This window comes from Klebsiella sp. HMSC09D12 (assembly GCF_001808475.1).
Lineage (GTDB): Bacteria > Pseudomonadota > Gammaproteobacteria > Enterobacterales > Enterobacteriaceae > Klebsiella > Klebsiella oxytoca.
On the sequence record NZ_KV793503.1, the window covers coordinates 262,284 to 284,933 of the forward strand.

General features: G+C 51.1%; 24 protein-coding genes. 21 read left to right on the plus strand and 3 right to left on the minus strand.

Translation table 11 applies throughout. The annotated features are described in order from the left end of the window. The first annotated feature begins 8 nt into the window (after positions 1-8). Both HMPREF3178_RS23755 and map read left to right on the plus strand, forming a co-directional pair. A complete protein-coding gene (locus HMPREF3178_RS23755) occupies positions 9-227 on the plus strand; it encodes a ParD-like family protein (RefSeq protein WP_004102160.1) in 219 nt (72 codons plus the stop codon). Continuing rightward, a complete protein-coding gene (gene map / locus HMPREF3178_RS23760; protein ID WP_017145849.1) occupies positions 208-987 on the plus strand; it encodes a type I methionyl aminopeptidase in 780 nt (259 codons plus the stop codon). The genes HMPREF3178_RS23755 and map overlap by 20 nt, the downstream gene beginning before the upstream one ends. 59 nt (positions 988-1,046) lie before the next feature. On the opposite strand, the gene HMPREF3178_RS23765 is transcribed toward map, so the two are convergent. After that, positions 1,047-2,369, minus strand: a complete 1,323-nt coding sequence (locus HMPREF3178_RS23765) for an NAD(P)/FAD-dependent oxidoreductase (protein WP_017145850.1) — start codon at positions 2,367-2,369, stop codon at positions 1,047-1,049. 909 nt (positions 2,370-3,278) lie between these two features. On the opposite strand from HMPREF3178_RS23765, the gene HMPREF3178_RS23770 reads away from it, so the two are divergent. From HMPREF3178_RS23770 to HMPREF3178_RS23835, 14 genes are all read left to right on the plus strand, one after another. Then, positions 3,279-3,824, plus strand: a complete 546-nt coding sequence (locus HMPREF3178_RS23770) for a fimbrial protein (protein WP_017145851.1) — start codon at positions 3,279-3,281, stop codon at positions 3,822-3,824. 67 nt (positions 3,825-3,891) lie between these two features. After that, entirely contained in the window at positions 3,892-4,425 is a 534-nt protein-coding gene (locus HMPREF3178_RS23775; RefSeq protein ID WP_004102152.1) for a fimbrial protein, read from the plus strand. A gap of 106 nt (positions 4,426-4,531) precedes the next feature. Beyond that, positions 4,532-7,033, plus strand: coding sequence for a PapC/FimD family outer membrane usher protein (locus HMPREF3178_RS23780; protein ID WP_017145852.1), 2,502 nt, complete (start codon positions 4,532-4,534; stop codon positions 7,031-7,033). A gap of 19 nt (positions 7,034-7,052) precedes the next feature. Continuing rightward, a complete protein-coding gene (locus HMPREF3178_RS23785) occupies positions 7,053-7,787 on the plus strand; it encodes a fimbria/pilus periplasmic chaperone (protein WP_017145853.1) in 735 nt (244 codons plus the stop codon). 32 nt (positions 7,788-7,819) lie between these two features. Then, positions 7,820-8,413: a fimbrial protein gene (locus HMPREF3178_RS23790; protein WP_070585528.1), complete on the plus strand. Its 594-nt coding sequence runs from the start codon at positions 7,820-7,822 to the stop codon at positions 8,411-8,413. Then, positions 8,413-8,940, plus strand: coding sequence for a fimbrial protein (locus tag HMPREF3178_RS23795; protein ID WP_017145855.1), 528 nt, complete (start codon positions 8,413-8,415; stop codon positions 8,938-8,940). Before HMPREF3178_RS23790 ends, HMPREF3178_RS23795 begins: the two co-directional genes overlap by 1 nt. Positions 8,941-9,123: 183 nt before the next feature. After that, positions 9,124-9,513, plus strand: coding sequence for a hypothetical protein (locus tag HMPREF3178_RS23800; RefSeq protein ID WP_004102134.1), 390 nt, complete (start codon positions 9,124-9,126; stop codon positions 9,511-9,513). 23 nt (positions 9,514-9,536) lie between these two features. After that, complete coding sequence (locus HMPREF3178_RS23805) at positions 9,537-10,892, plus strand: FKBP-type peptidyl-prolyl cis-trans isomerase N-terminal domain-containing protein (protein ID WP_228703491.1); 1,356 nt, start codon at positions 9,537-9,539, stop codon at positions 10,890-10,892. Positions 10,893-11,026: 134 nt separating this feature from the next. Continuing rightward, positions 11,027-12,001 carry a LuxR C-terminal-related transcriptional regulator gene (locus tag HMPREF3178_RS23810; RefSeq protein WP_017145858.1) on the plus strand — a complete coding sequence of 325 codons (975 nt, stop codon included), beginning with the start codon at positions 11,027-11,029 and terminating at the stop codon, positions 11,999-12,001. Between the two features lie 242 nt (positions 12,002-12,243). Next, entirely contained in the window at positions 12,244-12,999 is a 756-nt protein-coding gene (locus HMPREF3178_RS23815) for a fimbrial biogenesis chaperone (RefSeq protein WP_017145859.1), read from the plus strand. Position 13,000: 1 nt separating this feature from the next. Beyond that, positions 13,001-13,528 carry a fimbrial protein gene (locus HMPREF3178_RS23820; protein ID WP_017145860.1) on the plus strand — a complete coding sequence of 176 codons (528 nt, stop codon included), beginning with the start codon at positions 13,001-13,003 and terminating at the stop codon, positions 13,526-13,528. Positions 13,529-13,548: 20 nt separating this feature from the next. Continuing rightward, positions 13,549-14,034, plus strand: coding sequence for a fimbrial protein (locus HMPREF3178_RS23825; protein ID WP_004102126.1), 486 nt, complete (start codon positions 13,549-13,551; stop codon positions 14,032-14,034). Positions 14,035-14,054: 20 nt separating this feature from the next. After that, positions 14,055-14,558 carry a fimbrial protein gene (locus tag HMPREF3178_RS23830; RefSeq protein ID WP_047721062.1) on the plus strand — a complete coding sequence of 168 codons (504 nt, stop codon included), beginning with the start codon at positions 14,055-14,057 and terminating at the stop codon, positions 14,556-14,558. Between the two features lie 26 nt (positions 14,559-14,584). Next, a complete protein-coding gene (locus HMPREF3178_RS23835; protein WP_017145862.1) occupies positions 14,585-15,439 on the plus strand; it encodes a hypothetical protein in 855 nt (284 codons plus the stop codon). Positions 15,440-15,752: 313 nt separating this feature from the next. Here the strand turns inward: HMPREF3178_RS23835 and HMPREF3178_RS23840 are convergent, their stop codons facing one another. Beyond that, the gene (locus tag HMPREF3178_RS23840) at positions 15,753-16,553 is read right to left on the minus strand and encodes a hypothetical protein (protein ID WP_017145863.1); all 801 of its coding nucleotides are present in this window, start codon (positions 16,551-16,553) and stop codon (positions 15,753-15,755) included. Positions 16,554-16,885: 332 nt separating this feature from the next. Between HMPREF3178_RS23840 and HMPREF3178_RS23845 the strand changes: the two genes are divergently transcribed. From HMPREF3178_RS23845 to HMPREF3178_RS23865, 5 genes are all read left to right on the plus strand, one after another. Further along, entirely contained in the window at positions 16,886-17,557 is a 672-nt protein-coding gene (locus HMPREF3178_RS23845; protein WP_017145864.1) for a helix-turn-helix transcriptional regulator, read from the plus strand. A 15-nt stretch (positions 17,558-17,572) separates the two neighbouring features. After that, positions 17,573-18,652, plus strand: a complete 1,080-nt coding sequence (locus tag HMPREF3178_RS23850; RefSeq protein WP_017145865.1) for an alanine racemase — start codon at positions 17,573-17,575, stop codon at positions 18,650-18,652. A gap of 18 nt (positions 18,653-18,670) precedes the next feature. Continuing rightward, the gene (locus tag HMPREF3178_RS23855; protein WP_016808945.1) at positions 18,671-19,831 is read left to right on the plus strand and encodes a M20 family metallopeptidase; all 1,161 of its coding nucleotides are present in this window, start codon (positions 18,671-18,673) and stop codon (positions 19,829-19,831) included. A 16-nt stretch (positions 19,832-19,847) separates the two neighbouring features. Beyond that, a complete protein-coding gene (locus HMPREF3178_RS23860) occupies positions 19,848-20,309 on the plus strand; it encodes a RidA family protein (protein WP_017145866.1) in 462 nt (153 codons plus the stop codon). Between the two features lie 116 nt (positions 20,310-20,425). Then, positions 20,426-21,715, plus strand: a complete 1,290-nt coding sequence (locus HMPREF3178_RS23865; RefSeq protein WP_004102118.1) for an MFS transporter — start codon at positions 20,426-20,428, stop codon at positions 21,713-21,715. 81 nt (positions 21,716-21,796) lie between these two features. On the opposite strand, the gene HMPREF3178_RS23870 is transcribed toward HMPREF3178_RS23865, so the two are convergent. Next, on the minus strand, positions 21,797-22,650 hold an 854-nt coding region (locus HMPREF3178_RS23870), incomplete at its 5' end, for a tyrosine-protein phosphatase (protein WP_032757233.1).

Genomic DNA, 22,650 nt, shown 5'->3' on the forward strand with positions numbered 1-22,650 from the left:
ACGTATAAATGGGTATTGTAAAAATTTCAGACCTGCTGCACGACGATATTCGTGACGCCAGTAAGGCGATGTCGCGTTCGGTCAACGCCCAGGCGGAGTACTGGATCCGTCTGGGGATGATGAGCGAGCTCTATCCCGAACTTAACCATCAGCAAATCAAGCTGATGATGCTCAAGTCCGGCTCTGACCGGTTGCTGGAGGTGATCAATGCTATCAATTCCCATTAAAACCACGCAGGAGCTCGCCAGCCAGCGCCATGCCGGCAAACTGCTGGCCTCGGTCTTCGACATGTTGGATAGCTTTATTCAGCCCGGCGTCTCCACCATGGCCATCAACAATCGGGTGGAGGATTTTATCGTCAACGACCTGCATTCGCGTCCGGCCAGCAAAGGGCAGTACGATTTTCCCTATGTGCTCAATACTTCGATCAATGAAGTCGTTTGTCACGGCATGCCAAAGGAAAGCGAGCTGCTGAAATCCGGCACGATCGTGAACGTGGATATTACGCTGGAGAAAGAGGGGATGATTGCCGATTCCAGCAAAATGTATCTGATTGGCGAGGTTTCACCGCTGGCCCGTCGGCTAGTGCAGAAAACCTATGAAGCTATGTGGAAGGGCATTAAGGTTGTCAGACCGGGGGCGACGCTGGGCGATATCGGCCATGCGATCCAGACTTATGTTGAAGGTAATGGCTACAGCGTGGTCAGGGAGTACTGCGGGCACGGCGTTGGCAGAGAGATGCATGAAGATCCGCAGGTGCTGCATTACGGCAAGCCCGGCACCGGTGCCGTGCTCACGGAGGGGATGGTATTTACCATTGAACCGATGGTTAATCAGGGCGATAGCCGAATAAAAACCAGGAAAGACGGCTGGACGGTGGTCACTCGCGATAAAAAACTGTCTGCCCAGTGGGAGCATACCGTCGCCGTCACCGCCGAGGGGTTTGAGGTGCTGACCCTGCGAAAAGATGAAGTGATTCCGGATTAGCCTGAGTAACAGGTTTCACGCCTGCGCGGTGAAACCTGTCAGTCACCCGCCCGTAGTGACTATACGGGCATCTCTTTACGTCCCATATAACGCTCTTTCCATAACGCGCCCGCCACCCCAATATCCAGGAACGGGGAGGGCGGCATAAAGTTGGCCTGGCCGAGCGACTGCATCGCGGCGATCAGCGGGTTGTCCTGGCCCATCGCCAGATCGGCAAGCAGCGTCCCGGCGATGGTCTGTTTTGATACGCCGGCGCCGTTACAGCCCCCCGCAGTCCAGATCCGCGGCGCAAGACGCCCCCAGACCGGCGCGCCGTTGCGGGTGACGCTGATGGTCCCGGACCAGGTTCGCTCCAGAGGAACATCCTGCAGCTGCGGATAGGCCGTATGGAACAGCGCCAGATGCTGTCTTGCGGCGTTAGCGGTTTGTCCGGCGGTAATCACGCCGCGCAATGCCGGATCGACATGCTGGCGGACAAGAAAACGATAATCGTGGGTATAGCGTAGGGTGGCCCCGGCGATCGCATTGACCGGGGTTAATCCCCAGCTCTCCATCGCCGGCAGACGCTGGCGCTGATCGGGCGTAAGCGGGGCAGTAATGCTGGCGTAGGTCGCCATCGACGCCTGGCGGCTCACGGTTGGCGAGAGCTCGCGGGAGAGCGCATTGGTGGCGAGCATCGCCTGGTCGGCGCGGATGGTGCCCTGCAGGGTCGTCACCCTGACGCCGCCGTTTTCCTGGTGAAGAGCCAGCGCCGGGGTCTGGTGAAACACGGTGACATTATCCTGCAGATGGCGCGCGAGGCCCGCGATCAGTTTTGCCGGATTCACCAGAATGCAGCCGGGAGTGTAAATCCCTTTGCTGTAAAGGCGAGTTCCCAGCTTTTGATACAGCGCTTCGCCGTTCAGCAGGCTGTAAGGTTCCTGCATCAGCTGCAGGTTATCCACGTACTCCTGCATAATGGCTTCGCTGGACGGATCTATCTGGCAGTGGTATTTCCCGACGTTTTCCCATTCGCAATCGATCTGGTGTTTGCTCACCGTGTCATCGAGCAGGCGGATCCCCTCCTGCAGCAGAGCGCGATAGTCCTGCGCCTTTTTCAACTCGGCGGTAGAGCTGCCGATATTATGCGGCAGGCCGATAATAAAGCCGGAATTCCGCGCCGAGGAGCTGGTCGCGGCGCATTCTGCGTCAATGAGCACGATGCTCTGCTGCGGGTTGATGCTGGCCAGCCTGCGGGCAAAGCTTACCCCGGCATAGCCGGAACCGATAACCACCCAGTCAGCTTTAATGTCGCCGCTCAGCGAGGGCTGGCGATAAAGATCTTCTTCATTAAGCGGCCATCCCACCTGATTTTGATTGAAAGGTACTGATGCAAATCTCACGGTAAATCTCCCTGTGGAAAAAACACCTGCAGGGCAGGTGTGAATAATGGATTTGCCGCTCTCCGTGTTTTTGCTCTGGAGGGTGAGGCGGCAAGCGCCAGGGCAGCGTCTGATAAATAACTACGCTGAATGATAATCACCTGGACAACAATTCAGCAGAATAACAAGTAACCGAAAAAATAACACCTCTACGTGTAGGGGTATGATGTTAAATCCCACTTGCCCTATCTCCCTGCCGGGGATGCATGCTCATTTGCTGCAGTGAAGAGGGCAAATCTTTTTCCTCTTTCATCTGACCCGGCAAGATACCGCATAAGATATTGCTGTGGATCATGATCGTATTGCCGACATACCTATAAGGTTACTTCGGCCGCAAAAGGCTTTTTGACCAAATGGTAAAATATTGCTTCTCTGCGCTGCTTCCAATAAAGAAATCCAACTATTTTATAGGATTTTTCAGTTTTAAAACTTTCCCGCCAGAAATATGCATTAGGAATTTTCCTATGGATAACTCCTAATGTTTTTAGCGCCTTTATAGATCAGGCAATTCATTGAAAATTAATGTTTTTTTAATCGCTTTGATTACCGGTGCACTTCTGTTGAAGGTTGCGATAAGTTTTTTTTTAATTATTAGTAATATTTTTACACACATTGTCGTGTTAAAGGGGTGTGGCGAGATATTATCCTGTAAATTATTTTTTTATAAAATTATTAGCTCGTAATGTTCGTTTAAGTAGGTGCATATATTTGACTGGAAGGGTTTTCAAGTTAGTATGACTTCGCTGTCAGGAATAAACATAACTCAACAAGATATAGCAACACTTTGGCCACCAGAAACAGCCGTAGTTATCTTTGCGAGTTATTTTTCAGGATGGTTATCCAGTAACTTTTAATATAACGGAATGTATTATGAAAATTAGCAAAATTGCATCTGCTGTTGTTCTCACTATGGGTGTCGCCTCTTTCGCAGCTCAGGCCGATCAGGGAAGCGGCAAGGTCACCTTCTGGGGTTCTATTATTGATGCTCCATGCTCTATTAAAAATGGCTACGGCGATCAGCGTATCGAACTGGGTCAGATCTCCAATACGCATTTGGATAATGGCGGTATCTCTACTCCTCGTCCGTTCGACATTGAGCTGGAAAACTGCTCCTTCGAGAAGGATTCAAACGGTGACCCGATGTATAACACCGTCAAAGTGACCTTTGCTGGCGGTAATGTTCCGGGAGATATGAGCATGCTGGCTATTTCCGGTCAGGCTGCGGGGGCTGGCGTACGTATTGAAGATGGTTCTGGTCAACCTGTGAAATTATTGGTACCTACCTGCGGCCGCGGCCTGGGCATTGGCAACAATACCCTAAGCTTTAGCGCTTACCTTGAAAAAATCTCTACTGTTACCAACGTCACTCCGGGTGATTTTGAAGCGGTAACCAACTTTACCCTGGCTTATGAATAAGGTGAGTCCTGTTCTCATGTAGCTTTATTCGGGCTGCGTTTGCAGCCCGATATTCAGGAGCACAGTCATGGTAAAAATATCGCGTTATCTGATCTTGAGTGGGTTATTAGGCATATCACCGTTGTCTCTGGCGTCCGATCAGGGGCGGGGACTGGTCACGATGAATGGTCAAATTCAGGAGTCGGCCTGTTCCATTCATACCAACGATGCCTGGCAGGAAATTCCATTCGGCGTGATTTCGTATAACGATCTTAATGAGCAAGGCAAGGCGGTCATCAAACCCTTCGCAGTACGACTGGTGAATTGCTCACTGGAACGGAGCCGCGGTGGCTTATGGCAAAGCGTAAATATCACCTTTAGCGGGGAAACTGAGGTATTTCGCCCGGATATTTTTAAAGTCAATGGCGAGGCCCAGGGGCTTGGACTGCGTATTCACAATCAGGCTGGCGATGTGGCTCGCGACGGAATACCGATGCCGGCCGTAATGATACAAAATGAAAACAATGAGTTACGTTACTTATTATCGTTAGTACGCGGCAGCAAAACGCTGTCGGAAGGCGACTGGTACGGAATCATTCGTTTCATGGTGACCTATCAATAACGGAAAAAATGAATGATAAAAATAGATGAACTGCTCATCTAAATTATTTCCGGAATTGACATCTCCCACCGGTGAATTCTACCAGGCAATAAATGGATTTTAAAAAATGAAAAAAAGCAGACCACCAGCTTTTTACCTGCGACGACTGGGTATTTACATTGTTATTGCCATTTTTGGTTCTACATCACCGGTAGTGGCGGTAGAGTTTAATATAGATATTCTGGACTCGGAAGACCGGGAAAATATCGACTTGTCGCGTTTTTCCCGCGCCGGTTATATTATGCCCGGAACCTACACGCTCAGCATGCGCTTAAACGAGCACAGTATTTCTGACCAGGAAATTTCTTTTATTGAAAGAACCCGTGACGATGGAGTTGTTGTAGAAACCTGTCTGACGCCTGCACAGGTAGAGCTTCTCGGTCTGCGGGAAGACGCGTTTAAAATGATTAAGTGGCTCGACGAGGGGCGTTGCGCTGATTTTTCCGCTCTTGAAGGCGTCGTCCTGCGCGGCGATCTGTCAGAATCATCCCTGCAAATCGCGGTGCCTCAAGCCTGGCTGGAATATCAGGATGCTTCCTGGTTACCGATTTCCCGCTGGGAAGAGGGTATCCCCGGGATGTTGGTTGACTATAACCTGAATACCAACGTCACCTGGCCGCGTCAGGGGAATCAGAGCCAGAGCGCCAGCATCAGCGGTACGACGGGCGTCAATTTGGGACCCTGGCGTCTGAGAGGGGATTACCAGGGGAGCTATTACAATACCACCGGACGTTCGGATAAAAATTCACGTAATTTTGACTGGAGCCGTTTTTACGCCTATCGCGCATTACCTGGAATGATGTCAAAACTCACCGTCGGTGAAGACTATCTCTCTTCCGATCTCTTTGACTCATGGCGCTATACCGGTTTGTCGCTGGCAAGCGATGAAAGCCAGCTGCCACCTAAGCTTCGAGGCTACGCGCCTGAAGTATCCGGTATCGCTCGCACCAATGCCAAAGTGACGGTCAGCCAACAGGGCAGAGTCATCCATGAAACGACGGTTGCCGCTGGCCCGTTTCGTATTCAGGAACTAAACAGCGCGCTAACCGGACGCCTGGATGTGCGGGTTGAAGAGCAGGATGGCTCCGTACAGACATTTGCGGTTGAAACGGCTCAGGTCCCTTATCTGACGCGTCCCGGCCAGCTACGTTATAAAATGACCACCGGTCGTCCGCGCGATTATAACCACAGCACTCAAGGACCCTACTTTGCCACAGGCGAACTCTCATGGGGCCTTACCAACGCGTGGTCGCTGTACGGCGGCGGCATTATTTCTCAGGACTACAACAGCCTGGCGCTTGGCGCGGGTCGTGATATGAACGCCTACGGGACGCTCTCTGCTGACGTTACTCACGCCAGCGCTCGTTTCCCGGCTGATAAAAGCAGGCAAGGACGGTCCTGGCGCCTGAGCTATTCCAAACGGTTTGATGAAATCAACAGTGAAGTCACGTTTGCCGGTTACCGTTTTTCCGAGCGCAACTATCTCACCATGGGTGAATATCTGGATATGCGCTATCGGGATGGCTACGTCGGGAACAGCAAAGAGCTTTATACCATTCAGGCGACCAAAAACTTTGCCGACCTGCGTTTGTCAACGCACATCAACTGGTCGCATCAGACTTACTGGAACCGCCCGGCGACCGATCGCTACAGCGTATCGTTGAATAAATATTTTGACCTCGGCGACTGGCGACATCTGTCGTTGTCCCTCAACGCCGCTCGCAGTGAGTTCAATGGCCGCAAGGACGACAGCGCCTATATCTCACTGACGATGCCGTTTGGTTCGGGAACCGTGGGTTATAACGGCAGCATAAGCCGCGACCGTTATACACAAAATGCCAGCTGGAGCCAAAGGCTGGATAACAACGACTATTACAGCATAAACGCCGGCAACAGCGTCGGGGGCGGTGAGGGAACGCGTAGCCAGATGAGTGGCTACTATTCTCATCCCGGCAATATAGCGGATGTCACCACCAACTTTAACTGGGCGCAAAGCCAGTACACCTCCTTTGGTATTTCCGCCAGCGGTGGGATGACCGCCACCGCTGAAGGCGTGGCCCTACACTCCGGTGGGGTGCAGGGGGGGACGCGTTTGATGGTCAGTACGGAGGGAGTAAGCGGTGTTCCGGTGGGCTTACAGGGCTATACCAATGCTTTTGGCATCGCGGTTATCCCTGGAGTGCCAAATTATTATCGAACCAGGGCTGAGATTGACGTTAATCGTCTGCCGGATGATGTCGAGTCTGGCGGAACGCCGGTTGTAGAGCTCGCCCTGACTGAAGGCGCTATCGGTTTCCGTCGCTTTGATGTGCTGAAGGGTTCTAAGGTCGTGGCAATCCTTAGCCAGGAAGATGGACGCCATCCGCCTTTCGGCGCCACGGTACACAATGCAAAAGATCGCGAACTGGGTATGGTCAGCGACAGTGGACTGGCCTGGTTGACCGGTGTGAATCCGGATGAACGCTTAACCGTGCACTGGAGTGGTTCCGCTCAGTGTGAAGTCGTACTGCCACGGGTTATCCCTGCACAGCAACTATTGCTGCCGTGCAAGCCGGTCACTCGCGGCTGAGAAAGTCAATGGTGATGTAATGAAAAGCAAAAAGATAGCGATGACGATAGTGCTGGGAAGTCTGGCCGCGGGTCTGATAAACGAAGCCGGGGCTGCGATCGCGCTGGACAGGACTCGGGCCATTTTTCCCGGTTCGGAAAAGAGCATTTCCCTGAGTATTACTAACGACAGCACATCAATGCCGTACCTGGCGCAGGGATGGATTGAAGATGAGCACGGGAAAAAAATCAGCGGCCCTCTTGTTGTCGTCCCGCCGCTGCAGCGTCTTGAAGCTAAAGGTAAAAGCATGATGCGTATCAACGCCATGCCGGATGCCGCGATGTTACCTCAGGACAGAGAGAGCATTTTTTATTTCAACGTGCGCGAGGTACCACCAAAAAGCGAGCGACCCAACGTGATGCAGCTGGCGTTACACACCAAAATTAAACTGTTCTATCGTCCCAAAGCCATCCTGCCGGAGAAGTATAGCCGCTGGGATAACCAGCTGGTGCTGCATAAAGTCAACGGCGGTTATCGGATAGAAAACCCGACACCCTATTACATGACGGTAATTGGTATTACCGCCGCGCCGAAAGTGGCGGTGGCTAGCGGATTTCAAACGGTGATGGTGCCGCCTAAGTCCACCGCGATGGTCAATAGTTCGCACTATACCACGCCGCACGTCACCACGATTAACGACTTCGGCGGCAAGCCAACCCTGCCGTTTAGCTGCAGCGGTAACATTTGCCGAGCTGCAGAAACCCCGGCTACCTGATGGATGCCGGAGCTGTACACAGGAGAAGCCTGATGAAAAAAGGATTTGGTCGAACCACCCTCATATTGTGGCTTTTGACGGCTGGAATCGTTTCTGCTGCGAGCGCCGCAAACTGGGACACCGATGGCCTGAACGGTGGGATACGCGCTAGCGGAACGCTTGTTGCGTCACCTTGCGCGTTGCTGCCTGAGTCGGCTGAACAAGAGATCGATTTGGGCAGTACCATTGCCTGGGGGCTGGAACGGCCGGGGAGCGTGACGCCATCAGTACAGGTGTACATCAAATTAGATCGCTGTCCGGGAGAGTATCAGTTTATGCGCGATCGCCAACAGATGCGCGGTGCCACGATGTTAAACGGACAGTCTGCGGTAAGAATGACTATCTATGGGGAAGCAGAACCGATGGATGACCGCTTTTTCCGGGTGCACGGTGGAGTCGAAGGCGTTGCGCTGCGCCTCAGCGACCGACAGGGAGAGCTCCTGCGACCCGCGATTCAGAGTCGGCCGCAGATTCTCTACCCCGGATGCAACGATTTGGTGTTACAGGCTCAGCTATGGCGTCTTCCCGTTCCGTTGCTGGCTAATGAATGGCGCAGCGTGGTGAATATCGGCCTGGAGTACGAATAATGCAAAAAAACAAAGTGCGCGTACTTAGCCTGGCAAGCTTTCCTCTCATGCTTTTGCTGGCTGGCGTATCGGTCACGCATGCTGATACTGACGTCTATTTCTCCGGGAATTTGATTGCCGATCCCTGCGAATTGCACATTGACTCGGAAGATCAGATTGTCGATTTTCGTAACGTGCCTTCTAAGACATTTATGAAATATCCCCGCAGTGAACGTGAGCGTTTTTCCATCTGGTTGACGGAGTGCGATCTCTCGCTTGGCGATACGGTTACCGTAACCTTTATGGGAACCGAAGATAGCGCTCAGCCAGGACTATTTGCGGTTAGCGGAACAGCGAGCGGCATTGCCATTGCGGTGGAAGATGAGAATGGTGTACCGGTTAAACCGAATGTACCTATGCGACCGGCAGCATTGAGATCAGGAGACACCTTTTTAAATTTTCAGGCCTTTATTTCTGCACCAGTACACAGTCTGGTCAGAGAAGGGGACTTTGAGTGCGTCACCACTTTTCTTCTGGAATATGATTAGCCCGAGTTGATAAGCTATTTCGGATTTACCTCAAATGTCAGCTGATTAACGTCTTTTGGCTGCTGTTTATTAATGGTGAAATTAACTCTTGGGATATCTTCTGCAAATATCTGCTGGCCTCCTGTGCTTTATTTCAGGAGGAAAGATAATTAAAAAAGAAATACACATGGAGTACATGAAATAATGTTTAGATTAGGATGCATAGCCGCGATCATTGCAGGTACATTTTTAACGGGTTGCGTTGGAAAAAAAATTCCTTCTCAGGTGACTTCGTCCATGGAATCCGTAGAGCCCCCAGTGACCTCAGACGGAGAGCTGGATATGGTCCAGTGCGAAAAAGAGCTTCAGGCACTGGAGTCGATTAATCATATTAAGCATGTCGATCTCAAATCACGCTTTGAGCGAGTGATGCTCGGCGCTTCCGGTTATACCAATGTAAGAGGTTCCGTTAATCCTGAAACACGTAATGCTATTGATGCTTTGTATAAGTTTCAGGCGGTAAAATTATGCTCGGAGATCCGAGCCGAAATGCTCAATAGCCTGGCAGCGAAGCCAACCGGTGAGAGTATCTAATGGGTCGTAGAGCAGGGAATGTTTTGGTCCTGATTATGAGTATCATTTCGATTTCATCTTCGCAGGCAGATGTGTTGAATTATGCCCGTGAATGGACGTCACGCAAGGACGAAAACAAAGCCATCACATCCCCGTCTCAGCCCCAGACGGAGGAAGAAAAATCCTCTGCTACGCGTCAAAAATCTGCTGTAAAGCGTTCTCTGCCTGATAAGGAGAAATCGACAGCTCAGCCTCCAGCAGTCATCAGAAAAACAATCGCGCCGCCGGCTGTTGGCGCTGACAAGCGAATGCAATCACCGGCTAACAGGCCGACGGAACCGACAGCTAAGAAGGCCCGAACGGCTTCGGGTGACAACGTCACCTCAGCCGCTGGTGTCACGAAAAATAGCGCTTTACCGGAACCGCACGTTTTAGGGGGCTGGATTAAGGCGTTGATACAACATATGACGCTTAGCCCGGCAGAGATCGATTTACGTAAAAACCTCCAGTTGGCCCGTAAAGAGGTACAGAGATTGAAGAATGAACTCATTCTGCTTCGCCGCGAAGTACAACAGTCAGATAGTACATTGGCGGAGCAGGTCGTGGCTCTCCAGGCAACTTATGAGCAACTGGCTGCGGCAGAGGAAAAAAATGTCACTCAACAGAATGAGCTCCAGGCGCTTACTGCGCGCGCTACCCAACTGGAAGAAAAAAATGCGCAGTGGCAAGTATTAACCAGAAAATTACAGTCGAGCCTTAAGGAAGCGCACTATCCCGCACTGCCAGCAACTGACGGTGAACTGGCGGATTTTGCGGCCGGGATGGCGATGGGTTATGACATTTTGGCGGTACTCGAACAACGGGATGAACAACAGATACATATTGATAAGGAAGTCTTTCTGGCCGGCATTACGGAAACGATACGCGGCGAACGCCGATTGTCGCAGGAGGATTTTGAGCGCCACCTTAAACGCGCCAATCAGCGAGTAGAAGAAGCGATGCACAAGTTCAGGCAACAAAAGGAAGCGCGGGATAGCGCATGGCTGGCGCAATTTATTCAAGAGGAAAGGACGCAGAGTGCGGGTGAACAGGCCTGGTATAAAGTCATCCATGCAGGCGAGCCGCTGTTCGAGGATGAGCACTCTGAAGCGGCGCTAACCATTTCGGTCAATCGTCGTCTGTCTGATGGTACCGTGATTGCGGACACCGATATAACTGGCCTGGTATTACAAGAAAAATTTTCCGACCTCCCTGGATGGCTTCGGAAAGTAGTGAAAGATATCCGTCTGTACGGTGAAGCAGAGTTAGCCGTTAAAGTGGATGAATATGGTGTTCCACAAGAACGCGGTAATTATATTGAACATTGGCGCATACGTGTAATTGAACGACAGACTATGTAAATAGGTTATAGAAAAATTTACGTTACTTTTAAAATATTGCGAGTAGAGGCGTCAGAGTTAGTCGGGTAATAACTGTATAATCTTTTTTAATGTTTATTTTTGTAGAGATGACAACTTCCAGATAAGAGAGCAATATGATGAGTGATACCAGTGGTACATATTTGCCGGTTTATGTGGCAACTGAGAACAATTATTTTTCTCAGGGAGTAATCTTTCTCCTGGAGGAACTGTTTGAGGATGAGTTTAGCGGAAAAATTACTGTATCCTTAGTCAGAAAATCGCGCGAAGCCGATCTCATCGTGCAGGTCCAATCACCTGGAGAAAAAGCGTTTGACTGGGTCGATTGTCAACAGTTTCGCACCCACAATGACTATAAGTTTAAGCTTCTCAATAAAAAGTGGCTAAGCGTTTATCCACGTAGTGAACATTACGACAAAAATTTTCATTGCCCGGTTGTCAGTTCAGTCATCGCGATGAGAAATTCGGTAACCACTATCCGGAGAAAATTGTTCATGCTGTTTTTCGCCGATCTCATGTGTGGCCCTCCGGACTTACGTAAACCAAACTGTAGCAAATGTCCTGGCCCCTACCAGTTGACATGGCGGGAACAGCTAATGCTAGGCTATTTGAGCCAGGGATTAGGCCACGATGAAATTTCTCGCAGAATGGGCTGTAGTATTAAGGCGCTTAGCAGTTATCGACGCTCGATTATGCGTAAAGTCAATATCACCCGCTATAGCGATTTCGTTATGTGGCTAGGTAAAAAATCCGTTTCTGAAAAATATACTGAGGTTGTTAATAATCACGAGCGTGATGCGGATGAAGACCAGCTAATATGGAAAACAACGTTGTCCGGTAATTTGGAGAGACAGCTGGATGATAAAGAGCGAGCTTTGCAAAGTATTAAGCGACTGGTCAATAAACGGTTAAGAAAAAGCGAGCTGGATGATGAGGTATGGTTAACAACTCGAGAAATAGCCAACGAGATGGATATCAGTATCTACAGCATGCGTTATTTATTATGCCAGATGGAAACAAACGGTAAAGTGATTAGCATCAAAACCGGGAAGGGTAGAAGCCATACTCTGCGCTGGAAGCTGGCAAGTTAATTGCTGTGTTGAACAGCTGGCATAGCTAATAAGGCTGTGACGTAAGCTGAATTTGAAGGGGGGGTGAGATGCAAATTTAGGAATGTTCATCGATCCATTTCTGAAAGTGGCTCTCTCCCTTACAAATTCATATATCCAGACATGCCTGGAATGTAAATTATCTGCAAGATGAAATGGATTTGACTCTCTGCCGTCAGAGAGGAAATAACTCTGGTCCTGTAAGTTATACGACAGGTGAAAGTATGAAACTTAAATTAATGACTTTTCTGGGGATTATCTTGTTTACCGGAAGCCAGCATTTGGCTCAGGCGGCATTATCCGTAGAGCGCTCCCGGGTTATTTTCAATGAAGGGGAGAAATCTGTTGGATTGAGCGTGAAAAATAATAATACGCAGGATCCTTATCTCGCCCAAGGGTGGATGGAAAACGAGAAAGAAGAAAAAATAAACGGCCCGCTGATGATTTTACCGCCCGTACAACGTATTGAGCCTGATGGTCGAACGATGATCCGCGTCCAGCAGGTCGCCGAAACACCGTCTCTGCCCACCGATAGAGAAAGCGTCTTCTGGCTTAACTTACGCGAGATCCCACCAAAATCCGATAAGCCTAACGTTTTGACGCTGGCAATGCAGACCCGGATGAAAGTTTTCTGGCGGCCCAAGGCCCTCAAGGTTGATCCGCTTCTCGACGTGGTGCCGGGGGCTGAAACGCTGACCCTTACCCGCAAGGGGGACCGCTATGAGGTTGAGAATCCTACGCCCTATCATTTTTCGTTTGTCGAAGCGCGCGGCAGCCTGCACGGTAAGGCGCTGGATGATTTTGAGCCTGTCATGGTTTCGCCAAAGGGCAAAGCGCAGCTGCCGTTATCCGCATCCCGGATGGGCACGACGCCGACGCTGATGTTTATCAATGATTATGGCAGCGCACGGTTACTGCCGTTTACCTGCACTGGCATCGCCTGCCGCGCCGGGAAGGTGGCACAACCAAAGGAAGGTTAATATGACACGCCAACGCTTAACGATAATCCGGATGCACCTGATGATGGCTGGAGCCGCACTGCTTCTTGCTGGCGGACAGGCGAGCGCCGCTGAAGGAGACACCACCACTATCACCATCAACGGCACCCTGATCGATGGACCGCAGTGCGTTATTGACGATAACGATACCGTAGACGTGAAGTTTGGTGATGACCTCATTACTCGGCTGGTAGACGGGGTGAATTATAAGAAAGAGATCCAGTACGGTCTGACCTGTACTGATCTGAACAGCAATGCCCTCAAGCTGACGATTCGAGGCTCGCTGGCGAGTTTTGGCTCCGGGCTTCTCCTGACCAGCAAAGGGGGGCTGGGTATACAGCTTTACAGCGGAAGCGGAGGCACCACGGTTATGACGCCCGGCAGCTACGTCAACTTCAATGGCACAGCCAATAAACCCAGGCTATGGGCCGTACCCGTGGCGCAAAACAACGCTACGCTCACCGCAGGTCCGTTTTCCGGCACAGGCACCATGGTCATTGACTACCAGTGACGTAAGAGGAGAGAGATATTATGAGCCCTGTAAACCTGCGTAAGCTACTGCTTCTTCTTACGGTGTGTATTAGTGGTAGCGTGCTGGCCGACGCAACGGTCAACTTTAGCGGCACGCTGATAGAAGCCCCGCCGTGCGTGGTGAATAACAATAATGTTATCACCGTCAACTTTGGCAACGAGGTGATGACCACCCGTATCGACGGGACGCAGTACCGCAAGCCAATTGACTTCGATTTAGATTGTTCAATGGCGGTATCGTCGAAACAGAAAGTGCGCATTACGGGTACCCCGGCAAGTTTTGATAGTACCGCGCTGGCGGGAGGGAAAAGCGGGTTAGGCATCGCTCTCTACAATGGTGATACCCGTCTTAACCTCGGCTCCTGGCTGAATTTTACCGATCCCAATATCCCCAGGCTTTACGCTGTCCCCATTAAGCAAAGCGGGATAACCCTGAGCGGCGGGGCATTCAGGGTTATGGCCTCGCTGGTCGTGGAGTATCAGTAATGGCACAGGGAATCAACATAATGAGATTGATTGGATATGCACCATTTCTTCTGGCCGCATTGATGATGACAGGGACCTCATCACTTCAGGCGGCAGACCCGGAAAACCTTGAATTTATCGGCACCCTGATAACGCCTCCGTCTTGCTCAATAAGCGAAGATGGCCCGGTATATATCAACTTCAATGATGTCCGCATAAAAAAAGTTGCGGAGGGAAGATATCGTGAAACCGTCCCGCTGACCTTGAAGTGTGAAGAGAGCAGTCTGGCCTGGCAGTTGCGGCTCAGCGTACGCGGTAATCCGGCCGGGTTTGACGCCGATAACGCCACCGTGGTGAGCGCAGAACAGGCCAATCTTGGCGTGAAAATCTTCCAGAACGGCCAGCCGTTTAAACTGGGCGAGGCCATTAACATCAATAGCGTGACGTTGCCGACTATTGAAGCCCTCCTTGTTCAGCGTGATGGGGTGGAATTGGTGGAAGGATTATTTAACGCCACCGCGACCCTGCGAGCCGAATATCAGTAACTCTATTTATGCACAGGAGAGTGCAGGTGAAGAAAAAGCTATTTCTGGCCGCCTTTGCGGCTGCTATAACCGTGCCGATCTCTGTTCCCGTGTACGGTGAAAACTATCGGTGGAAAACAATCACTGCAGTAAGGTTGGTGGCTTTCGGTTCGGGTACTGAGTGGATTATCACCACAGGCGATATTACCGTGAGTTCAGGTAGCGTCAGCCTGGACACACCAGCGAACTTAGGTAGTCATGGCGGACTTTTGGTTGCAAATGCGCTGACTGCGGATGGCTACTTTTGGGGTACCTCTGATGTTGCCACTAGTTATCCTCCGCCCGGCGTCCCGTATAAGGGAACCTGGCGAGAAGTCCTTAACGCGAGCGTCGGGAGCGTCAGGAATCAGATTTCCATCCGAAATTATGGTGTCGTTGGGGGCTCTTCTACCGTCTGTTTTGGATACACAATTCGTGAAGCCAATGGCAACTTTGATTTTTCCGACCTTGTTTATCCCCCAGGTGCCGGTAGCGGTATAAACTGCATGACGGCACCACCACTAAACGAATGGTGTGCTATGACCGTACCGCAGGTGACGCTAAGTTTCGGTACGCTAATGCTTGACCAGGCAGTGGGCAAAACGGCTGATAGTATGGTGGGCGTTTCCTGCACCTCTTCCTCGGTTAGCTATGTGTTAAAGCTACAAACAGGCAATACTTACATCCCGCTCAGTAACGGCATGCGCGCAAATCTGGGGCTTGGGACAACTAACTCGGCGCCGGGGAATACGACCTACTCTGGATCTCAGTCCTCGCTACGGTTAAGAGGTACGCTGGCTGGAACGCCTACCTCAACCGGCACCTTTAACGGTTCGGGCGTGATGATGGTGGTTTATAACTAATCATGGTCGTCAGGATCCCGGTACGCTGTTTACGTACCGGGGATGTTTACACCCGCTCAATCCTTGCCGGCAGCCCCTGACGCATCGCCGCGACGGAGACCCTGTCCAGCCAGGTATTGCCGACTTCGCGGGTTGGGTCGGTAAATCCCAGATCGTGACATTGCCGGCCATCTTGCCGCCACGAGTGATTACTGCGGCTTTACGGCCATAACGGGTAAAGGCATCCGCCAGCGCCGCGCTCTGGGGGGGGGAAGCCGCCAAAATTGTGCGGTATACCTTTACTCCGGCCGTGTAAGCGACCGGAAGGATAAATTTAACCCTGGTCAGAAACCTTTTTCAGCATGGCAAGGACCGCCCAACGTGTCGCGTCGTCTGCGATATTTTCAGGCAGAGCATCAGCTCGCAGCTTGATATAAGCTTCAACAGCCATTCTGATGGCAACGCTGACGGAGTCACGATCGTGCGTTGCCAGCGTGGAGGTCAGCAGGCCGTCAGGATCAATGCTGTGGAATTCAATGCGGCGAACCCCACGTTGCGGTAGATTTGCCCGACGATACAGCATAGGTCCCAGAACCTGCTCTCGAAAGAATGCCAGCATACCTATCGCTTCGAACAGTTCGCCTCTTCCCAGCTTAACCACTGCATAGTGAAGCCAGATCCAGGCTCGCGACTCAAACCACTCCGGCGTCATGTTGGGCCAGCGAGCACTGGATTTTACCCGTTGTCGCTCCAGAGCCGTGTTATCACGAGTAAATAATACTGCTGGCTCCTCAACGCGTTGAGTGAGCATTTCCAGGGTGACAAATTTTAGATCGACATGGAGGAGTTCAGGCCCGTACAGGCATATAAGCAGGCGGGGTTCTCCGACATGTTCCCCAGTGAAAGCATGTAACAGATGGCCTAATGTTCCGGCGAGCTCCCTACGCTGCGCCATGACTTCGTCATAATAGCCAGGGTCTACGACAACGATAAAATCGAGATCGGAGTATTGATCAAATCCGCCATGAATAATCGAGCCGCCAGCGAGAAGGGAGTGAATCCGCGAGTCAGACTGAAACTTAAGCTTGAGTTGCTCTGCAAAACTTCTGTGTAAATCGGGTAACGTACTTAGCATACTTTTTCCTGTTCACAAAAAATACAAAGCATTTCAGAATAGCGAGTTGTTTATATTCAGGCCAGATTTTTTTGCACGAACAGGCATGCCCTTTACTGCCGGTTATCCTGACGTACGAAAAATAGCACAGGAGCCGCAGGGCTCCTGACCCGCACAATCCGTTACCCTCCTGACCACCAAACAAAAAGTATGATTCAGACCTCTCTCCAAACAAAAAGTCAGAAATAAGTGTGTTGTCGATCACTTTTTGTTCAGATTCATATTGCTGAATTTCTGCTGATGCAGGTATACATAACAAAAAGTTTGGTTGTCTAACATAAATTCAGGTCGACATGGAAAACATACAGCAGAATTTAGACGTCTTCATTCCGATGATGGAAGGGATAGCAAATCAGTTCGGTGACAACTGTGAAGTGGTCCTGCACGACCACTCCCAGGGGCTGGAAAGCAGTATTATCGCGATTATTAATGGGCATGTCACCGGCCGGAAAGTGGGCGATCCCAGCAGCAATCTGGGGCTGGAAGTGCTGCGGGGAACGGATGTCAACGGCGACAGGCATAACTACGTTACGCGCACCCGTGAGGGTAAAACGCTACGCTCCACCTCCATTTACATACGTAACAGCAATAAACAGGTTATAGGCGCACTTTGTATCAACCTCGACATTAGCGATATTTTACAGGCGGAAAAAACGCTCAGTAAACTGGCCGGTCATTCGGATAGTAGCGCCGCTAAAAAAGAGGACGTTAATGAGGTATTTGTTAAAGACGTCAATGAACTACTTGATTACCTGATTGCCGAGTGTATGGGAATTATTGATGTCCCCGTCGCCAATATGTCTAAGCAGGATAAACTCAACGCGATTAAATTTTTCGATGACAAGGGCGTTTTCCTTATTAAAAAGTCCGGAGAAAAAATCTGCGAATTTCTGAACATTTCGAAATATACCCTCTATGCCTACCTGGGAGAGGTCAGAGGGGAAAACCCAACAAGTGACGGCTAGCCGTCAGGAGGAAAAATGTTAACCACACCTTATGTTGCGCTGGATATGGATATTATGCAGAGGAATATTATCGCCATGACCTCCGGACTGGCTCGCCATAATATTCAACACTGGCCGCATATTAAAACCCATAAATCTGTACGCCTGGCTCAGCTCGAGCAGGCGCTGGGGGCGAGTGGAATTACCTGCGCTAAGCTATCTGAAGCGGAAGTGATGGCTGCGGGCGGAATTACCTCAATTCTGCTGGCCTATCCGCTGATTGGTGATGACAAATGTGAGCGCTATGCTGAACTGGCGCACAAGATTACCATGCGAACCATTGTCGACAGCCTGGCGGGCGCGCAGGGGCTCTCACGCGCTGCGCTGAGGCATGGCCTGACGTTTGACATCGATATTGCCATTGATTTCGGTGCCCACCGCGAAGGAGTACAGCCGGATCAATTGCTGACGTTCGCCCGTGAGGTGGCGGCGCTTCCGGGGTTAAGGGTGCGCGGGGTATTTACCTATGCCGGGACTATTTATCAATACCACAATGAGCAGGATATCCGCCGCGCGGCGCGCGAAGAAGCCGCTCTGCTGATGACCAGTCGGGATCTTCTTAATGCGCATGGTTTTCATATTGACGTTTTATCCGGCGGCTCAACGCTCTCTTCTTTTTATGCCGATGAGCTCAGGGGAATAACCGAATCCCGCGCCGGAAATTTTATTTTTGGCGATATGAACGCGATTAACGGCGGGATTTACACCGCCGCCGACTGCGCGTTGACCATTTGTGCGACGGTTGTCAGTATCCCGCTGCCGGGCTACGCCACGCTGGATGCCGGTACAAAATCGCTGACCTCCGATCTTTCCGCGACGCCCGGTTCTTACGGATTGATTCAGGAACATCCGGACGTCGCGCTGGTTAAGCTTAATGAAGAACACGGCTATCTGCGCTATGACCCGGAAAAAGTATCGCTCGCTATTGGCGATCGGCTGCATATTATTCCCAACCACTGCTGCGTGGTCGCAAATCTTGTCGATGAAATATATGCCTTCCGTAACGGAATATTGAGCGAAACGATAACTATCGACGCCCGCGGCAAAAGTTATTAATTAACTGAGAATATTATTATGACCGATATTGAATTAACTGCCGATGAACGGCAGGAGTTGACTACGCTCCTGTGCAGCCTGATACAGCACCCGTCGGAAAACCCGCCGGGCAATGAAAAAGCGGTCGCGCTGTTCATTGCTGATGTATTACGCGGCGAAGGCATTGACGTTGAAGTACAGGAGGCGGTAGAAGAGCGGCCGAACGTGATTGCCCGACTCAAAGGGCAGCGGCCAGGCAAGCGGCTGATCCTCAACGGACACTCTGACGTGGTGCCATGCGGCGCAGGGTGGTCGGTGGAACCCTTTGCCGCCGTCATTGATGGTGACCGCATTATTGGCCGCGGGGCGGCAGATATGAAATCCGGCGTTGCGGCAATGATGTACGCGGCGATCCTGATTCAGCGACGGCAGTATGCGTTCAACGGTGAAATTGTTTTACTGTTCAACGTTGATGAAGAGCGCATCAACCTGGGGATGGAACATTTTGTGGCGCAGGGCGTCGAGGCAGATTACGCCGTTATCGGCGAGCCGACCTCGCTGGAGATCTGCGTGGCGCATAAAGGGGTGAGCCGAACCCGCTTGACCACGCACGGCACCGCCGGTCATGCGGCAAAGACGCGCAATCCGGACAGCGCCATCGACAAAATGGCGCGGCTCCTGCCGGGGGTGCTGGCAGAGTGTCAGCGGGTGAAGCAAAAGCATCACGATTTACTGGGCAACGCCTCTATGCTGGTGACCACCATTACCGGCGGCAGCGCGCCGAATATTGTCCCGCAATCGTGCGTTATTGAAATCGACCGCAGGGTGCTGCCGGAAGAAAGACGCAATGAAATTAACGAAAGCCTGCAAAGATCGCTTAGCGACTCAGGACTAAAACCGCAGCACGACTACGACCTCGAAAACTATCTGTATATTCCGGCCTCGTCTATTGCAGAGACGCATCCGCTGGTGGAAGCCGCTTTTCAGACGGTAGAAGCGCTCACCGGCGCGGCCAAAAAAACGATTTTCGACGCCACCTGTGAAGCGCCGTTCTTCTCCGTAGGCTGCCAGATCCCGACCATCATTCTCGGCCCCGGTGATTTAGCTCAGGCGCACGTCAAAGATGAATATGTCAAAATCGAAGAGCTGCATCAGGCCGCGCAAATATATACCGCACTGGCATTATCTTTACTCAAATAAATATCAGGGAATTACCATGAATATTGAACAGCGATTAACCGAATTGGGTATAGTGCTCAGCGCGCCTGTACCGCCTAAATTTTCTTATGTGCCCATTAAACAGACGGGAAATCTATTGTACTCGTCAGGTAATGACTGTCGGGTCAACGGGGAATTACTTTATCAAGGAACCCTCGGCAGGGAACTCACGATAGAGCAGGGGCAGGCTGCTGCGCGCCAGTGCATTATCAATATTCTCTCGTCCCTGAAAAGCTATCTGGGCGATCTCAATCGCGTGGCTGGCTGCGTTAAAATGCTCGGTTTCGTGCAGAGTGCAGACGTTTTCAAAGACCAGCCGTTGGTGATGAATAGCGCTTCGGATTTACTGATCGCAATATTTGGTGAAGCGGGTAAACATGCGCGTTCAGCAATTGGTACCAACACGCTGCCTTTTAATACGCCCGTTGAAATTGAACTTATTTTTGAAATTAAAGATTAAACTTATTTAGTATTTAACATTTATCTTTCCTCCGGGAATATATCCGGGTCCCTGTGACGGCATTATTCTGCGCCGTGCAGAATGCTGCCGTGGTTAACATTACAAAAGGATAATATATGTCCAGTCAAGCAAGCTCTCGCCTGAAGCGTTTGCAAATCATGGCATTATTGTTTTTGCTCGTGGCGGGTATTATTAACTTCCTCGACAGAACCTCACTTTCGATTGCCAACACCACTATCCGTGAAGAGATGGGGTTGACGGCAACGGAAATGGGATTGTTGCTCTCGGTATTCTCCTTTGGCTATGCGCTGTGCCAGCTGCCGATTGGCATGGTGATGGAACGGTTCGGCGTTAAAAAGGTGTATGGCTTTGGTATCTTCCTGTGGTCCGCAGCTCAGACCGCGCTGGGGTTTGTCGGCTCCTTCAGCCAGATGATTGTCGCCCGTATCGTTCTCGGCATAGGGGAGTCGCCGCACCTGCCTACCGGCGTAAAAGTCGTTAATGACTGGTATAACATCCGTCAGCGCGGCGTGCCGATGGGGATTGTGAATATGTCATCAACTCTGGCGCAGGCGCTGGCGCCGCCGCTGCTGATCGCCATGATGCTGGCTTTCGGCTGGCGCATGATGTTCATCATCATCGGGGTGAGCGGTATTATTCTTTCTATCCTCTGGTTTATGTTCTATCGCAACCGGGAAGATGCCGGCCTGTCGGCGGAAGACATCGCGCACCTGGAAGAGGAGACGCCTCCTTCCAGTAAGGAAAAAGTGACCCTGAAGGACTGGGCCGGTCTGTTTAAGCAAAAATCGATGTGGGGAATGATCATCGGTTTCAACGGCGTCGGCTACATGGTTTGGTTATTCCTCACCTGGCTGCCTTCTTATCTCGAAATGTCCCGCGGCCTGAGCCTGGAAAAAACCGGTTGGGTAGCGGCTATTCCGTTCCTGTTTGGCGCTGCCGGTATGCTGGTTAACGGCGCCGTAGCCGACTGGGTGATGAAGCGCGGCGCGGATAAAATGAAGAGCCGTAAATGGATGATCTGCCTTGGCCTGCTTTGCGCTGCCGGCTTTACGCTCCCCGCCGCTTATACTGACAGTACGTTTATGGCGGTCGCCTGCATTAGTATGGCGCTCTTCTCCATTCACTTTGCCGGTACCTCGGCATGGGGACTGATCCTGGTGTCGGTACCGTCACGGCTGATAACCTCGGTGAGCGGCATTCAGAACTTCGGCGGTTTTATCGGAGGGTCGTTTGCACCAATTATTACCGGAATGATTCTGGATAATACCGGCTCATTTACCCTGGCGCTGGTGGCCTCTTCGGTCATCGCTTTTATGGCTTCGCTGGTTTACTTCTTTATGGTGAATAAACCGATTGTGGACCCGGCGGCAGCGTCCTGTTCATGATGGTTAACTGACAGACACAACCAGGCCTCCAGCCTGAACTGGAGGCTTATTTCTACCAGTTTTTCCAGTTAGCGCGAGGGACTACTGTAAATAGTTTTCCTGCATTTTAATAAAGTCAGCGTCGGTAAAGCCAAGCTCATTTTTAATATAAGCATTAACGCTGCCGGAGAGTGCCTTCATGGTGTTCAGTGTTTCAACGATAAATGCCTCCCGGGTATCGATCAGGGTAAGTAAGTAATCGAGTACATCCTGATTATCGGTAATTTGTCGATAGGCGGTCATCTTCACATTATTTCGCGCCAGGCGGTTTGCGCCGGTCAGCATGTAGTCGGCGATAATATCCTGTTCAGAAACGCCAAGCATGGAGAGTATCAATAAAGCGCCATAGCCGGTGCGATCTTTGCCCCCACGACAGTGCTGAATATTCGGCGCATTGCCCGGGTCAAGCAGGACGTTAATCATTGCCTTAAAGGCTTTTTTTGACTTGTCGCTGAGTACAAAATGCCTGTACTGCTCAATGACCTGGCCTCCCTGACCGTTAATCAGTTCCGCCGGTATATCGCGTATAACGCTCTCGATCAGCGCGCGATCCTCATTGCTGGGTTCGGCGGCAAACTGGGCCGCCAGCTCTGCGGTTTGCGCCGTGGCATCCAGGTGGAAGGTCTTATTTTCCCCGATAAAGCCGTTGGGGCTTTTCGCGATTTCGTTGGCGCTGCGGTAATCGATAATGGTTTTTACCTCCAGACCTTCCAGGTAGGCCTGAGCCTGCGGCGTCAAATTATACAGATGGTTGGAGCGATAGAGCAGGCCCCATTTAACCCTTTTGCCGCCTGCACCGCGATATCCTCCGATATCCCTGAAATTATTTATACCGGATATCGGCAGGGTTCTTTCGCCAAACAACCGGCTTTGTTGAATAAATCGAACTTTTGCTG

Excerpts from the sequence above, each read along its gene's own strand:
- HMPREF3178_RS23755 (WP_004102160.1), top strand. The coding sequence starts at position 9 with ATGGGTATTGTAAAAATTTCAGACCTGCTGCACGACGATATTCGTGAC.
- map (WP_017145849.1), top strand. The coding sequence starts at position 208 with ATGCTATCAATTCCCATTAAAACCACGCAGGAGCTCGCCAGCCAGCGC.
- HMPREF3178_RS23770 (WP_017145851.1), top strand. The coding sequence starts at position 3,279 with ATGAAAATTAGCAAAATTGCATCTGCTGTTGTTCTCACTATGGGTGTC.
- HMPREF3178_RS23775 (WP_004102152.1), top strand. The coding sequence starts at position 3,892 with ATGGTAAAAATATCGCGTTATCTGATCTTGAGTGGGTTATTAGGCATA.
- HMPREF3178_RS23780 (WP_017145852.1), top strand. The coding sequence starts at position 4,532 with ATGAAAAAAAGCAGACCACCAGCTTTTTACCTGCGACGACTGGGTATT.
- HMPREF3178_RS23785 (WP_017145853.1), top strand. The coding sequence starts at position 7,053 with ATGAAAAGCAAAAAGATAGCGATGACGATAGTGCTGGGAAGTCTGGCC.
- HMPREF3178_RS23790 (WP_070585528.1), top strand. The coding sequence starts at position 7,820 with ATGAAAAAAGGATTTGGTCGAACCACCCTCATATTGTGGCTTTTGACG.
- HMPREF3178_RS23795 (WP_017145855.1), top strand. The coding sequence starts at position 8,413 with ATGCAAAAAAACAAAGTGCGCGTACTTAGCCTGGCAAGCTTTCCTCTC.
- HMPREF3178_RS23800 (WP_004102134.1), top strand. The coding sequence starts at position 9,124 with ATGTTTAGATTAGGATGCATAGCCGCGATCATTGCAGGTACATTTTTA.
- HMPREF3178_RS23810 (WP_017145858.1), top strand. The coding sequence starts at position 11,027 with ATGATGAGTGATACCAGTGGTACATATTTGCCGGTTTATGTGGCAACT.
- HMPREF3178_RS23815 (WP_017145859.1), top strand. The coding sequence starts at position 12,244 with ATGAAACTTAAATTAATGACTTTTCTGGGGATTATCTTGTTTACCGGA.
- HMPREF3178_RS23820 (WP_017145860.1), top strand. The coding sequence starts at position 13,001 with ATGACACGCCAACGCTTAACGATAATCCGGATGCACCTGATGATGGCT.
- HMPREF3178_RS23825 (WP_004102126.1), top strand. The coding sequence starts at position 13,549 with ATGAGCCCTGTAAACCTGCGTAAGCTACTGCTTCTTCTTACGGTGTGT.
- HMPREF3178_RS23830 (WP_047721062.1), top strand. The coding sequence starts at position 14,055 with ATGAGATTGATTGGATATGCACCATTTCTTCTGGCCGCATTGATGATG.
- HMPREF3178_RS23840 (WP_017145863.1), bottom strand. The coding sequence starts at position 16,553 with ATGCTAAGTACGTTACCCGATTTACACAGAAGTTTTGCAGAGCAACTC.
- HMPREF3178_RS23845 (WP_017145864.1), top strand. The coding sequence starts at position 16,886 with ATGGAAAACATACAGCAGAATTTAGACGTCTTCATTCCGATGATGGAA.
- HMPREF3178_RS23850 (WP_017145865.1), top strand. The coding sequence starts at position 17,573 with ATGTTAACCACACCTTATGTTGCGCTGGATATGGATATTATGCAGAGG.
- HMPREF3178_RS23855 (WP_016808945.1), top strand. The coding sequence starts at position 18,671 with ATGACCGATATTGAATTAACTGCCGATGAACGGCAGGAGTTGACTACG.
- HMPREF3178_RS23860 (WP_017145866.1), top strand. The coding sequence starts at position 19,848 with ATGAATATTGAACAGCGATTAACCGAATTGGGTATAGTGCTCAGCGCG.
- HMPREF3178_RS23865 (WP_004102118.1), top strand. The coding sequence starts at position 20,426 with ATGTCCAGTCAAGCAAGCTCTCGCCTGAAGCGTTTGCAAATCATGGCA.